Genomic DNA, 12,526 nt, shown 5'->3' with positions numbered 1-12,526 from the left:
ACAAGTGTACGCCAAAATCAGAGGGCGGCAACAGTATCCTTTTGTACCGGTCTGTTAACCGGTTTTGCCTCCACCACGAAACGCAGCGGGCCGTTGGCATCGAGCGCATCAAACGGGTAACAGGTTACCAGCAGCAGGGTATCCGGGCCGAAGGTGCTGGTATCGATGGACTCTGTTCTGCTGTCCACCACCCGGGTTCCGGTTACCTGATACTGCTGCCACTGCTGGTCCTGGCCCTGCAGCTGCACCCGGTGGCCCTGCTCAAGGTGCTCCAGGGGCCGGAAATGGGTATCCCGGTGGCCAGCCAGAATCACCGGCCCCTGCTCCCCGGCGACCATCCGCCCCGGGCCAAACGCCAGGCTTTCTCCGTGCAGGCCCTCCAGCACAATCATCGACACCCCCAGCTCCGGCAACTCCAGCCTGGCCACCGGCCAGGTATCGGCCCAGGGCCAGGGCCGGGCTTCCACCTGTCGCGCCTGGGTTTCGGCCCAGGCCAGTGCCAGCAGCTCCTGGGCTACCAGCGCCTTGAACGGAATCCACAGGCCGAACATCAACACGGTGGCGGAGGCACCAAACAACAGCAATAGCAGGCGGTTCATCATGCTGGCCTCCGGTTCAGCAGCAACATGGCCAGTGCCAGCATCAATCCGGACAGGCCCAGTGCTGCCAGCAACGGCCAGGCGGTGGCGGTTTGCGGGTAACGCAACATGCCGTCCCGGCTACCTGCTGGCAGCAAGGTGGGAACCGCCTCGGTGTCCAGCTTCGCCTCCGCCGGTCGGGCCGGTTGCTCCTCGACCGCCACAAAACTGGTGAACGGCGACATCACCCCGTGCTGCACCGACAACGCCACGATTGCCGGCTCATCCGGCGCCTCACCCTGCAGGCGGGCGGCATCCAACAGCTCGTCTATCCGGCCCCGGGCCCACTGGCGGTTCAGGCCGCTGGCCGGGGCAGCATTCCCCAGATCAAGCCGGGTGTTCCAGGGCCGGCCGCCGGGCAAGCGGCCGGAGACCTCCAGCTCACCACCCGCGGGCACACCGCGCACCACCTGTACCAGCGGGCTGCCCTGAAACAGGTCACCGGGCCTGGCCGGTACCGCTTCCACCGGATTGCCACCGGTGGGCCAGCGCACGGTCAGATCACTCATAACCGGCGCTTCCATGGCCGCAAACAGTCCGTTCAGGGCGCGATTCACCTCACCGGTATTGTGCACCGCGGTGAACTCGCCACGGCCCCAGCGGGCCGCTTCGCGCAGAAAGTGCATATTGGGGGCCGAGCCGATGCCCACGGTAAACATCCGCCGTTCGCCCAAGCCTGTACGAATCCGATCGAACAGCGCCGATTCATTGCCTACGGCCCCGTCGGTGATAAACACCATCTGCTGTACCAGCCCCTCTGCCGGAGCAGGCTCCATCGCCATTGCCAGTGACAGCGCCCCGGCCATTTCAGTGCCGCCGTTGGCGTTCAGGCCTTCCACATATTGCCGGGCACGGGCCAGGTAATGGCCCTCGGCCGGCACCGGGCGGGCAAACAGGCTGTGGGCCTGGGAATTGAACTGAATAACGTTGAAATAATCCCCCGGGCGCAGGCTATCCAGTCCTTTCAGCAACGCTGAACGGGCCTGGACAATGGACTCCCCTGCCATGGAGCCTGAGGTATCAATCACAAACAACAGCTCCCGACGCAACACCGGGCCGGTGACGTCCGGGGGCAATATCATCGCCATCAGAAAATCCTCACCCTGCCACTGCTGGTGAAACACTGCCGCCGTCGGTTCCCGGCCGGTTAACGGCCGCCAGCGCACAATCAGGTCACGATCCATCAGCACTTCCCGGCCTTCCGGACGCACCACCACCCGGCCGCCGTCGGCCTCGGTCACCAGGCTGTGACTGGGGCTGGTTACCCCGGCCAGCGGGAATCCACTTTCGATGGCCAGCTCAATCCGGGCCCGGTGGCTGCGCTCATCCACATCAGCCGCCCGCACCGTGAACGGGCTGATCTCCGCAGCATCCGGCACTTGCGTGGTGGCCGTGGCCCAGCCTGACTGCCACTGCGTTGCCGCCTCGACAACCGGTTCACCCGGCATGTAACGGGGCGTGAGCGTGGTGGGCAGGCGCAACTCGAACTCGCCGTGGCGATAGCTCACCGGTTGCTGGTAGCGAACCTCCACCCGCACGGTTTCCCCGGGCGGGATATTGGCCACCCGGCTGGTAAACAGGTTCGGGCGCTGCTGCTCCAGCGTGGCGGCATGCTGGCCGGCGGATTTCGCTTTCTCGTAGGTTTCCCGGGCCTCGGCCCGGGGCTCGATGCGCCCGACTATCCGGCGCTCACCCACGGTCATGGTCAACCCGAACACGGCCGCCTGCTCCGGTAACGGAAACACGAAAATGCCTTCGTGCCATGAATCACTGGTATTGCGGAATTCCCGGGTAAGCGTGGTATCCGCCAGCAGGCCGGACACCCGCACCTGAAACTCACTGTCCAGAACCAGTGCCGGCTGCTGCCGGTTGCCCTGGCTGTCGACCAGGTAAAGCTGGCCGGCTTCCTCAGCTTGCCCGGCTTGCCGGTCACTGGCCTCGGCATACAGCGGGTGGACAAACAGCATCAGCATAACCGCCAGCCACAGGCTGACCCCTTCGGCGCAGCGCAGCCAACGGCGTTTGCTGATCAAAGGGCGAGGGGTGCGTGTGGTTTGCGGATAAAGGTCGGCCCGGACGGCCGGGTTGGCAAGCAGCGACAGCAGCATCATCACGTCATCCTTTTTAGTGGAAGTTGGTGATGCCATTGCAACAGCCGGAACGGGCGCCGCCGTGGCAAAAACGGGCAGGCCGGCGACAAAAAATGATGAATTATGGCAATCGGGCCGGCACAACTTGTACCAGCCCTTGAGCGTGGTTTAATGGCTACACATTCCGGTGAAACACACAGCCATGAAAAAACACATTGTTCTGATAGAAGACGAAGCCGGTATCCGCGACAACTACCGGGCCGCATTTGAACGCCGGGGCTACCGGGTATCCGCCTATGGTGACCGGCCCTCCGCCTGGCAGGTGCTGCGCCAGAGCCTGCCGGACCTGGCTATTATCGATGTAGGCCTGGGCGACGAACTCGAAGGCGGCTTTACCCTGTGCCAGGATTTGCGGGCCCTGTCGGCCACCCTGCCGATTATTTTCCTGACCGCCCGGGACAGCGACATCGACTCGGTGCACGGCCTGCGCCTTGGCGCCGACGACTACGTGACCAAGGACATGAGCCTGGATCACCTGCTGGCCCGCATCACCGCCCTGCTGCGCCGGGCCGAGGCCTGGGCCGAAGCCCTGCAGAAGCCGGACGAAGTGATTCACCGGGGCCGGATGACCATGAATGTAGACCGAATGACCGTCGCCTGGAACGACCAGCCGGTGGACCTGACAGTGACCGAATTCTGGATGCTGCACGCACTGGTCCAGCACCCCGGCCATGTCCGCACCCGGGACCAGCTGATGGAAGCCGCCAGCACCGTGCTGGACGACAACACGGTGACTTCCCACATCAAACGCATCCGGCGCAAATTTATTCAGCTGGACGAAACCTTTGATGGCATCCAGACCGCCTACGGCATGGGCTACCGCTGGAATGCCCGTGAGGTGTAACCCTTGAGCCTGAAGCGCCAGCTGTTCCTGGCGAGCCTGCTGATGCTGCTGATCCCCTGGGCCGGCCTAAGTTTTGTACTGGAACTGGACACGGCACTGCGCCAGCAAACCCTGCAGCAGCTGCAAACCCAGAGCACCCGGCTGACCGAGCTGGCCGACGACCTGCTGCTGGGGCAGCCGGCCATTGCCGGCGACCCGGTGGTGTATGCCCGCCCCGTGCAGACGGCAGGCGACACCTTTGTCTGGCCCAGCTATGAAGACCAGGACCACCGGCAACCCTGGCAAAGCGCCGCAACCAGCGACAACGAGCCACAACTGCGCTGGCAGGCAGCGGCCGACGATCGTTACCTATACCTGTTAACGGATGTTCAGCAACACTCACTGACACCCTTCAACCCGGCCCGGCCAGAGCAGCCCTATGACCGCTTCGAGCTCTGGCTGCAGGCCCCCGCCAGCGACCTGGAACAACCCGCCGACCCACACACCTGGCACATAAAACCGGATGAAGCGCGGGCCACCACCGCCAGTGAGCCGGAGCGCCGGGATTACCGGGTGCATGCCACCTGGCGTATCCGCACCAACAGCTGGCAGCTGGAAGTGCGAATGCCCCTGCCCGCCCAGGGCAGCCGTCTGGGCTTTCGGGTGGCCCGCAGCGACACCGGGGCAAGCCTGGCCGGCACCGGGACCGAGCCGCTGCCGGCACTGGTTTATCCACACCGGGTTCTGGAACGAGCCCTTGGCCGGCAACTGGGGCCGGGACAGCAGGTCACCATCACTGAGCCTGCCGGCTGGATAACCGCCAGCGCCAGCCGGGAGGGCCGGGATAACGCCAATTTCGAGAACCTGTCGCCCGGGCAAATCCTGGATACCGTCATCCTGAACGGCCTGCGCGCGCTCGTGCGCTGGTATCAGCCAGAACCGCTGATGCTGACCGGTGCCGACTTCCAGCTGAACAGCCGCCAGGTACCCGACAACGGGTTGGTGAAACACCCGGACGACTCCCTGTGGCTGGCCACGGCACACCCCCTGTTCGATGGCCGGTCACTGCTGCTGGAGCAATCCCTGGACCATCTGCTGAGTGTTTCCGGCTCGGCCCTCGGCAGTGTGCTGGCCCGCTCCCTGTTGATCATCCTGGCACTGATGCTGGTGTTGCTGGGCTATGCCAGCTGGTTGTCGTGGCGTATAACCCGCCTGCAGCGGCTGGTCAGCGCCAGCGTGGACGATGACGGCCGCATCCTCGGCCCGGTGCCTGTGCCAAGATCCGGCGATGAGCTGGGCCAGCTGCAGCAGCACTTCAGCCAGATGGTCGACCGCCTGCAAAGCTATAACCGGTACCTGGAAAGTTTTTCCCGCAGGCTTTCCCACGAGCTGAAAACCCCGGTGGCGGTGGTGCGCTCCTCGCTGGAGAACCTGGCCCACAGCCAGTCGGAAACCGAGCGCCGGGAATACCTGCAACGGGCTTCCGCCGCCACCGAGCGCCTGCGCCGCATCCTCACCAGCATGAGCGAAGCAGCCCGGCTGGAACAGAGCTTTGACCAGGCCGACAAAGAACCCTTTGACCTGGCCGAGGTCGCCAGCCAGGCCTGTGCTGCCTACCAACAGCTGGATGACCAGCACCGGATTCACTATCAGGGACCGCCCAATGGCTGCCCCCTGCTGGGCAACCCGGAAATGCTGGTGCAAATGCTCGACAAGCTGGTGGATAACGCCCGGGATTTCACCCCGGAACAGGGCAACATCGAGGTACGCCTGCAACATCGAACGGACCACTACCAGCTGGATGTCTTCAACCAAGGCTCACAGCTGCCGGAAACCGCCGGTGTGGATATTTTTGGTGCCTTTGTCACCCGACGGGAAGGCAAGGCTGAAGGCCACCTGGGCCAGGGTCTGCTGATTGTCCGACTGATTGCCGACTACCATGGTGGTAAGGTGGAAGCCTTCAACCAGCACCATAACGGAATTGACGGCGTGTGCTTCCGCGTTATCATCCCTGTACAACCAGCATAACCAAGGACAACTCCGTGACCTCCCAGCCACGCTCCCTGGATTTCCACCCGCTCCGGGCCGATCTGTACCAGGAGCTCCATTCCCGGCCGTTCCAGGTGCTGCCTTCACGCGCCCGGGTTACCCAGATTGCCCTGCTGACCACCCCGGCCCAGCGGCAAAGCCAGTTCCGCCACCTGCAGAACCTGCACCGGTTGCTGGGCGAACACTGGCCGGAACAGGAAGTAAGTTGCTACGAACAGGATTTCGGCCCGCTGCGCATCCGCCGGGAAGTGCACATGGAGTTCACCACCTACACCTTCACCAACCTGCGGGACTCCGATGCCGATCCGTTTGCCGAAACCGGCATCAGCCTGCTGCCGGACGGCTGGCTGAACGAACTCGAAGGCACGGTGGTAGGGGCCTTCCATGTGGAAGTACGGCCATCGTCTGAAAGCGCCCGCAACGAGCTGGCGTTCATGCGTAAACACTTTGAAGGCATGCGCCTGGTGGGCAGCAGTCCGCAGGAAGGGGCTGCGCGGATTCTGGGCACCTTCCAGTTGCACAGCGACCATTTCGGGCGGTTTATGGTGCTTAACCACAGCATGTCAGACAGCCAGCTGGGCCGGTTGGTGCAGCGCCTGATGGAAATCGAAACCTACCGGCTGATGTCGCTTCTCGCCCTGCCCCTGGCCCGGGAAATCACCCCGGCCCTGAACGACATGGATCAGCAACTGGTAAACATCACCCAGTCACTGGCCGACAACGAAACCCTGGACGAACAAAAGATCCTGGCGGAGCTGACCAACATTGCCTCGCGCATTGAAGCTTTCCGGGCCCATTCCACCTTCCGTTTTTCCGCCACCCGGGCCTACCACCGGCTGGTACTGACCCGGCTGGAAGAACTGCGGGAAGACGAAGTGTCCGGCCACCTCACCCTCACCGAGTTCATGACCCGGCGGCTGACCCCGGCGGTGAAAACCTGTGAGGCCGTGGGTGAACGCCTGGAAGACCTATCACGCCGGGTAGACCGGGCCTCGGACATGATGCGCACCCGGGTGGAACTGGCCATCCAGAGTCAGAACCAGCAACTGCTCAGCTCCATGGACCGGCGCTCGCGCATCCAGCTGATGATGCAGCACACAGTGGAAGGCTTCTCGGTGGTGGCCATTTCCTACTACCTGATCGGCCTGCTGAAGCTGGCACTGGATACCCTGCGCGAGGCCGGCGTAGCCTTTAATCACTCGCTGGTGCTGGGCGTTGCCATTCCGGTGGTGATGGTGCTGGTGTTCATCGGCATCCGCATGATTCACCACCGGTTTATCAAGATGGCCCGCCGGCAGTAGCCGGCCTCAGGTGAACCGGGGGTCACCGGCAAACTGGCGGAAAAACTGCTGGGCGGTGCGGCCGTTGCGCACGCCCTTGCCGGTGGCAAAGCGCAGCGCTTCGATATGCAGCTGCTGCCTGTCTGCCACCTGCGGGAACAGGGCATCAACCGCCTGCAGGTATACATCCTGGGAGAACGGATAGAACGACAGCTGCAGGCCAAACCGGTCGGCCAGCGACACCTGCTCCTCGACAGCCTCCGCCGGATGCAACTCGCCATCCCGCACTTCGCTTTTCACATTGTCGCTCATGAACTCCGGCATCAGGTGCCGGCGGTTGGAGGTGGCATACACCCGCACATTCTCCGGCGGTAACTCCAGCGAGCCTTCCAGCACGCTCTTCAGCGCCTTGTAACCGGACTCCCCCACATCGAACGACAGGTCATCGCAGAAGATCACAAACCGATACGGCAGGTCGCAGATGTCATCGACAATTTCCGGCAGGTTCACCAGGTCGTCCTTGTCCACCTCGATCATCCGCAGCCCCCGGTCCCGGTATCGGTTCAGCAGGGCTTTAACCAGCGACGACTTGCCGGTACCCCGGGAGCCCCAGAGCAGTGCGTTGTTGGACGGCTCACCGGCCAGAAAACGCTCGGTATTGCGGGCCAGGGCCTGTTTTTGTCGCGCGATGCCGGTGAGATCGTCCCAGCTGATCGGGTCCAGCCGGCGAATGGCCCGCAGGCCCGAACGGTGGCGACGCCAGACCGCAGCCGGACTCTGTGCCCAGTCGAAGGGGGTTTCGTTCATAACCTTACTCCGCTTGGTTCTGAATATGCCCGCTCACAGTCTGGCCTTGGCCAGACCTGTAGGGGTAGGATCTGCAGATCTTATCAGACACCAGGAGCAAACCATGGCACGCATCTATAACGACAATTCCCTTTCCATCGGCAACACCCCCTTGGTAAGGCTGAACCGGGTGAACGACGGCGCCACCATCTGGGCCAAGATTGAAGGCCGCAACCCGGCCTATTCCGTCAAGTGCCGCATTGGCGCCGCCATGATCTGGGATGCGGAAAAACGCGGCGTTCTGAAGCCCGGCATGACTATCGTTGAGCCCACCAGCGGCAACACCGGTATTGCCCTGGCCTACGTGGCAGCCGCCCGGGGTTACAAGCTGGTACTGACCATGCCTGCCTCCATGAGCCTGGAACGCCGCAAGGTGCTGAAAGCCCTGGGCGCCGACCTGGTACTGACCGAACCCGCCAAGGGCATGGCCGGCGCCATTGCCAGGGCGGAAGAACTGGTGGCGGCAGACCCGGACAACCACTTCCTGCCCCAGCAGTTCGAGAACCCGGCCAACCCGCGCATCCATGAAGACACCACCGGCCCGGAAATCTGGAACGACACCGACGGCGAAGTGGACATCTTTGTTTCCGGCGTGGGCACCGGTGGCACCCTGACCGGTGTTTCCCGCTACCTCAAACAGACCAAGGGCAAGGCTGTGACCACCGTAGCCGTGGAACCCACCGATTCGCCGATCATCACCCAGGTACGCAGCGGCCAGGACCCGAAACCGGCCCCCCATAAAATCCAGGGCATTGGCGCAGGCTTTATTCCGGGCAACCTGGATATGGACATGGTGGACCAGGTTGAAGCCATCAGCAACGAAGACGCCATGGCCATGGCGCACCGGATGATGAAAGAAGAAGGCATTCTGTGCGGCATCTCCTGCGGAGCTGCAGTAGCCGCCGCCGTGCGGGTGAGCAAACAACCGGAGCATCAGGGCAAGAACATTGTGGTGATCCTGCCGGATTCCGCCGAGCGCTACCTGTCTACGGCGCTGTTTGCCGACACCTTTGGTGAGCTGGAAAACCAGCAGTAATCCGGGTTCCTTAAACGCAAAAAGCGCAGCCTCGCCGGGCTGCGCTTTTTGGTTTCAGGCGGCTCAAAACTGGAACTTCAGGCCCACCCGGCCAGTATCGAAGTCCGGGCCGTCATTGGTCACCTGGCCGTTGAAGTCGTCTTCATCGATATCCACGTTGTAGCGGTTGTATTCGGCGAACGCTGTCAGCTGCTCGGTCACCCGGAAATCCACACCGGCGCCGACAAACGGGTTCACTTCATCGTAGGTTTCACTTTCATCGAAAGCGTCTACATCAAACGCTGAGGCAAAGGCACCTGCCTTGGCATACACACTGAAACTGTTGGTCAGCGGCAGGCGGCCAATGGCACTCAGGCCGGCACCTTTAAGCTTGCCCTCTACCTCGTCATCACCGAAGTTGCCGAAATCGATGTACTCGGCCTCCAGGGCGAAGAATTCGTTGAACTGGTAACCCAGTGCAGCTCCCAGCAGGTCGTTCTCGTCTTCGAACTCGCCACCGTGGGCCTTGTAGCCCCCGTAACTACCGCTGATGTAGGGGCCGGATTGATCACGGCTGACGCTGTCCTGCGCCCAGACGGCCGGGGCGGTGAATACAGCAGCACTCAGAACGGTGGCACACGCAAAACTGGCTTTGTAGCTCATAACGCGTTTTCCTCTGTGGTCAGGTTTCCATTCGTCGAAACGAACAACCGGGACGACTCGTTCCCGATTGCGTGAACCTACCCTACCGGGGAAATTTCGCGTTTTGGGTTAAAACCGTACTAAGAATTATTCACATTCAGGTCATGTTTCCGGGCATGCCCCGCAGCGGCCCTGGCGGCCAGTCCGGCGGCTGCCCGCCCGGCCAGCGACAAGCCGGTATAGCTCAGGCGGGATATTTCGTGGTGGCAGACACGCACGATGCGACTGCTGTGCCGGGTTGCGGGAATGGCTTCCAGCACCCGAAAGCTCTCATCCGCCACCGAAAGGTGAATCCGTTGCAGCTTGACCGCTCCGTGTTGCACGCCATGGGCCAGCAGGTCTGCCACGCCGAGCCACCAATGGGCATTGCTATGGGTTGGTTTCATACCAGCCACTCCTCAAGTTGCCGTGCTACGGCTGAATGATGGGCCAGGCGGATGTGATCCACCCCCGGAAAATTCGCTGTGCCGGTCAGCTGCCAGCCCGGCTGCCTGGCACCCCGGGCGCTGGCCTCATGCACCAGCGCATCGCCAAACAAGGCATTCACCAGGTGCTCTTCACCCCTGACCAGCAGGCCGCTGATCACATAATGCCGGGCGCCGGCTAACAGCGGCTGGTGCGCCGTGCCCGGTTCAAACACCTCGCCCCGTGACAGGTTGCGAATGCCTTCACTGCGCAGGTCGATCACCTCGCCCACCACCTTCAGGTAATCCCGGGGCACCCGGTTGAGCCAGCCGGCGGCCTTGTGGGCACCGACTGCCAGCCAGGAACCGTCGTGGGGCGAGCCGATGTACACGCAGTCCGGGTTCAGCCGGACCCAGCTATCATCATTTTCCGCCCCGTAATGACAGGCACTGCGAATCAGCAGGCCGCCCATACTGTGGCCAAGCAGGACAAGGCGTGTTACCGGTACCGGCCAGTTGCTGACCAGCCGTTCCAGCAGCGCAGCCAGGTCCTGGCCATTGCGATAGATGGGCCGGCCGGAATTGAAACGTAGCTTGAGTGCCGAGGCATTCCCCAACCGTTCAGCCAGCCGGGTGCCATAGTGCTCGCCTGGCTGGCCCGGAAAATCCCATACTGATTCCAGCTCCATCAAGCCATGGATGGACAGGCACAGCACACTGCCCGGCGCAGCGGGCCGGGGGTTCAGCAGATCCAGCGGCTCGCCGTCGGCAAACACCGTCATCGGCACCGCCAGTGCGTTGCCCCGGTGCTCCAGCCAGTCACCCAGAAAGCCGCTGGCAATGGCTGAAATGTGTTGCTGGACTCGCCCAGCGGAAGGAACAGACACCATGGTTATCTCCCGTGTATCCTTCCAGTGTACGCCCTTGGCGGTGCTTTGCACTGGCCATTTTCAGGCCAGAATGCGGCCCCGGGGCAAACCGGAGCGCCGTGGCTCAACGTTTGGTAATCTGCCCGAAAGGGCGACAGACACCTGATCCTGCTAGTCTTTGTGCCCGTATCACCCAAACCGGCCGTGCGCGCCTGTTGTCCACTGAGCAGCCAGAGGAAGTAGCCTATGCGATTTGCCATTATCGCCCTGACCAGCCTGTTGTTCTCAGCCAGCCCGGCCCTTGCCGAGCCCCAACCAGAAAGCTCTGCCGAACCGGAAGTGCTCGGTTTTATTGAATGGGTGGTGATGGGCGAAACCGGCATCCGGCTGAAAGCGCGCCTGGACACAGGCGCCAAGACCTCGTCGCTGCATGCAGTGAACGTGGAATCTTTCGAGAAAGACAACGAGGAATGGGTGCGCTTCCAGCTCCCGCTGGGCGATCACGAAGACCAGCCCAGCGAAGGTGAGCTGGAACACGATGAAGTGATCCTGGAATTCGAGCGACCGGTTTACCGCACGGTGCTGATCAAGCGCAAAGGTGCACCCTCCCAGCGCCGGCATGTGGTGAAAATGGAATTCTGTATCGCCGGCAAGATGCACGAAACCCAGTTTTCCCTCACCGACCGGGGCAAGTTCGCCTACCCGGTACTGCTGGGCCGCCGGTTTATGCGGGATGACAACATCCTGACCGATTCCGCCAGAAGCTTTGTTGCCGAACAGGAATGTGAATACAGCACACTGGAAGAGCTCGCCGAGAGCAGCAAGGCGGTAGAGCCCTAATCGGGGCTCACCTCCGGCTCATCATTTCGCACTCGTAGAAAGCTGGCAAACCTGGGCAAGCCGGTGGCCGTGAAGCCCCGGTAGCGGAAGGTAATCACCGTGCCAACAGTCGGCGGATTGTGTCGCTCAACATCACTGAAGCCGGTGCCAATACGAAAGCGGCGGCCATTGGCCAGCTCCACTTCCAGCGATCCCATCAGCCCCTCGTACTTGCCCTTACCTTGCAGGTGACCAACCACCGTGGCTTCGGCGTCGTCGTGGGTTTTCACTTTCAGCAGATCATCTGAACGGCCGGCCTGGTACCGGCTGTTTCTGCGCTTGAGCATCAGGCCTTCCGCACCGGCAGCCACGACCTGTTCAAGCTCTGCCATCAGTTCAGGATGGCTGGCAACCGGGCGCTGCACCACCAGGGCCAGGTACGGTGAACCAGACGCTTCGACCAGCTGCTTCAACTGGCGATAACGCTGCTCGAACACCTTTTCAGGAACAGGCAGGTCAAACACGTGAAACCTCACCTGACGCCATTCCTCGTCCACCGGCTGAGCCTTGCGCACCACCCCGGACAGCTCGGCAAAGCGCCCGCGACCGTTCCAGAGTTCACCGTCCAGCGGATGTGACGGAAACTGCGCCGTAAACCAGTCCGGCGCCGCATACACATGCCCGCCCCGGGACCAGAGCTTCTCGCCATCCCAATAAGCCCGGACACCGTCCAGTTTTTCACTGACCCAGTAATCCTCGAGGTTTACACCCGGGTGATAGACATTCGCCAGGGGAATGGCCGGAGGCCCCGCATTAGCCTGAGGCGGATAAGTGGCAAGTAACGAAAGAAAAAGCAGGCTGAGTGCCAGGGCTGCTGCCCTGACACTGCCGGTCGTGAAGAGTGGCATGTTCCTTTGCCCTTTTTACATCC

At 62.3% G+C, this 12,526-nt stretch carries 12 protein-coding genes; 5 read left to right on the top strand and 7 right to left on the bottom strand.

All coding sequences use genetic code 11. The features are described from left to right. Nucleotides 1-17: 17 nt before the first annotated feature. Together B9Q17_RS08530 and B9Q17_RS08525 are read right to left on the bottom strand one after the other, a co-directional pair. Complete coding sequence (locus B9Q17_RS08530) at nucleotides 18-602, bottom strand: class GN sortase (protein WP_244177348.1); 585 nt, start codon at nucleotides 600-602, stop codon at nucleotides 18-20. Next, complete coding sequence (locus tag B9Q17_RS08525) at nucleotides 599-2,785, bottom strand: marine proteobacterial sortase target protein (RefSeq protein ID WP_244177347.1); 2,187 nt, start codon at nucleotides 2,783-2,785, stop codon at nucleotides 599-601. The genes B9Q17_RS08530 and B9Q17_RS08525 overlap by 4 nt, the downstream gene beginning before the upstream one ends. A gap of 145 nt (nucleotides 2,786-2,930) precedes the next feature. Between B9Q17_RS08525 and pdsR the strand changes: the two genes are divergently transcribed. The 3 genes from pdsR to B9Q17_RS08510 are packed head-to-tail and all read left to right on the top strand — an operon-like array spanning nucleotide 2,931 to nucleotide 6,961. Beyond that, nucleotides 2,931-3,632 carry a proteobacterial dedicated sortase system response regulator gene (gene pdsR / locus B9Q17_RS08520; RefSeq protein ID WP_022988564.1) on the top strand — a complete coding sequence of 234 codons (702 nt, stop codon included), beginning with the start codon at nucleotides 2,931-2,933 and terminating at the stop codon, nucleotides 3,630-3,632. Nucleotides 3,633-3,635: 3 nt separating this feature from the next. Beyond that, complete coding sequence (locus B9Q17_RS08515) at nucleotides 3,636-5,639, top strand: ATP-binding protein (protein WP_094624881.1); 2,004 nt, start codon at nucleotides 3,636-3,638, stop codon at nucleotides 5,637-5,639. A 14-nt stretch (nucleotides 5,640-5,653) separates the two neighbouring features. Further along, the gene (locus B9Q17_RS08510) at nucleotides 5,654-6,961 is read left to right on the top strand and encodes a DUF3422 family protein (protein WP_094624880.1); all 1,308 of its coding nucleotides are present in this window, start codon (nucleotides 5,654-5,656) and stop codon (nucleotides 6,959-6,961) included. 6 nt (nucleotides 6,962-6,967) lie between these two features. On the opposite strand, the gene B9Q17_RS08505 is transcribed toward B9Q17_RS08510, so the two are convergent. Continuing rightward, entirely contained in the window at nucleotides 6,968-7,747 is a 780-nt protein-coding gene (locus B9Q17_RS08505; RefSeq protein ID WP_094624879.1) for an ATP-binding protein, read from the bottom strand. A 103-nt stretch (nucleotides 7,748-7,850) separates the two neighbouring features. On the opposite strand from B9Q17_RS08505, the gene cysK reads away from it, so the two are divergent. Continuing rightward, nucleotides 7,851-8,822 (top strand): cysteine synthase A, encoded by a 972-nt coding sequence (cysK, locus tag B9Q17_RS08500; protein ID WP_094624878.1) that lies wholly within the window; start codon nucleotides 7,851-7,853, stop codon nucleotides 8,820-8,822. Between the two features lie 63 nt (nucleotides 8,823-8,885). Here the strand turns inward: cysK and B9Q17_RS08495 are convergent, their stop codons facing one another. The 3 genes from B9Q17_RS08495 to B9Q17_RS08485 all read right to left on the bottom strand — a co-directional run bounded on the left by B9Q17_RS08495 (nucleotide 8,886) and on the right by B9Q17_RS08485 (nucleotide 10,797). Next, on the bottom strand, nucleotides 8,886-9,464 hold the full coding sequence (locus B9Q17_RS08495; protein WP_094624877.1) for a porin family protein: 579 nt from the start codon (nucleotides 9,462-9,464) through the stop codon (nucleotides 8,886-8,888). Between the two features lie 119 nt (nucleotides 9,465-9,583). Then, nucleotides 9,584-9,889 (bottom strand): hypothetical protein, encoded by a 306-nt coding sequence (locus tag B9Q17_RS08490; RefSeq protein ID WP_094624876.1) that lies wholly within the window; start codon nucleotides 9,887-9,889, stop codon nucleotides 9,584-9,586. Further along, the gene (locus tag B9Q17_RS08485; RefSeq protein ID WP_094624875.1) at nucleotides 9,886-10,797 is read right to left on the bottom strand and encodes an esterase/lipase family protein; all 912 of its coding nucleotides are present in this window, start codon (nucleotides 10,795-10,797) and stop codon (nucleotides 9,886-9,888) included. The genes B9Q17_RS08490 and B9Q17_RS08485 overlap by 4 nt, the downstream gene beginning before the upstream one ends. A gap of 225 nt (nucleotides 10,798-11,022) precedes the next feature. On the opposite strand from B9Q17_RS08485, the gene B9Q17_RS08480 reads away from it, so the two are divergent. After that, nucleotides 11,023-11,616: an ATP-dependent zinc protease family protein gene (locus tag B9Q17_RS08480; protein WP_058342051.1), complete on the top strand. Its 594-nt coding sequence runs from the start codon at nucleotides 11,023-11,025 to the stop codon at nucleotides 11,614-11,616. On the opposite strand, the gene B9Q17_RS08475 is transcribed toward B9Q17_RS08480, so the two are convergent. Further along, on the bottom strand, nucleotides 11,613-12,503 hold the full coding sequence (locus B9Q17_RS08475) for a DNA ligase (protein ID WP_094624874.1): 891 nt from the start codon (nucleotides 12,501-12,503) through the stop codon (nucleotides 11,613-11,615). The genes B9Q17_RS08480 and B9Q17_RS08475 overlap by 4 nt on opposite strands. Nucleotides 12,504-12,526 lie beyond the last annotated feature (23 nt).

Source organism: Marinobacter vinifirmus (assembly GCF_002258215.1).
GTDB lineage: Bacteria > Pseudomonadota > Gammaproteobacteria > Pseudomonadales > Oleiphilaceae > Marinobacter > Marinobacter vinifirmus.
The sequence above is the reverse complement of the archived record's forward strand: the minus strand, read 5'-3'. Positions and strand labels throughout refer to the sequence as shown.

Excerpts from the sequence above, each read along its gene's own strand:
- B9Q17_RS08530 (WP_244177348.1), bottom strand. The coding sequence starts at position 602 with ATGATGAACCGCCTGCTATTGCTGTTGTTTGGTGCCTCCGCCACCGTG.
- B9Q17_RS08525 (WP_244177347.1), bottom strand. The coding sequence starts at position 2,785 with ATGGCATCACCAACTTCCACTAAAAAGGATGACGTGATGATGCTGCTG.
- pdsR (WP_022988564.1), top strand. The coding sequence starts at position 2,931 with ATGAAAAAACACATTGTTCTGATAGAAGACGAAGCCGGTATCCGCGAC.
- B9Q17_RS08505 (WP_094624879.1), bottom strand. The coding sequence starts at position 7,747 with ATGAACGAAACCCCCTTCGACTGGGCACAGAGTCCGGCTGCGGTCTGG.
- cysK (WP_094624878.1), top strand. The coding sequence starts at position 7,851 with ATGGCACGCATCTATAACGACAATTCCCTTTCCATCGGCAACACCCCC.
- B9Q17_RS08495 (WP_094624877.1), bottom strand. The coding sequence starts at position 9,464 with ATGAGCTACAAAGCCAGTTTTGCGTGTGCCACCGTTCTGAGTGCTGCT.
- B9Q17_RS08490 (WP_094624876.1), bottom strand. The coding sequence starts at position 9,889 with ATGAAACCAACCCATAGCAATGCCCATTGGTGGCTCGGCGTGGCAGAC.
- B9Q17_RS08485 (WP_094624875.1), bottom strand. The coding sequence starts at position 10,797 with ATGGTGTCTGTTCCTTCCGCTGGGCGAGTCCAGCAACACATTTCAGCC.
- B9Q17_RS08480 (WP_058342051.1), top strand. The coding sequence starts at position 11,023 with ATGCGATTTGCCATTATCGCCCTGACCAGCCTGTTGTTCTCAGCCAGC.
- B9Q17_RS08475 (WP_094624874.1), bottom strand. The coding sequence starts at position 12,503 with ATGCCACTCTTCACGACCGGCAGTGTCAGGGCAGCAGCCCTGGCACTC.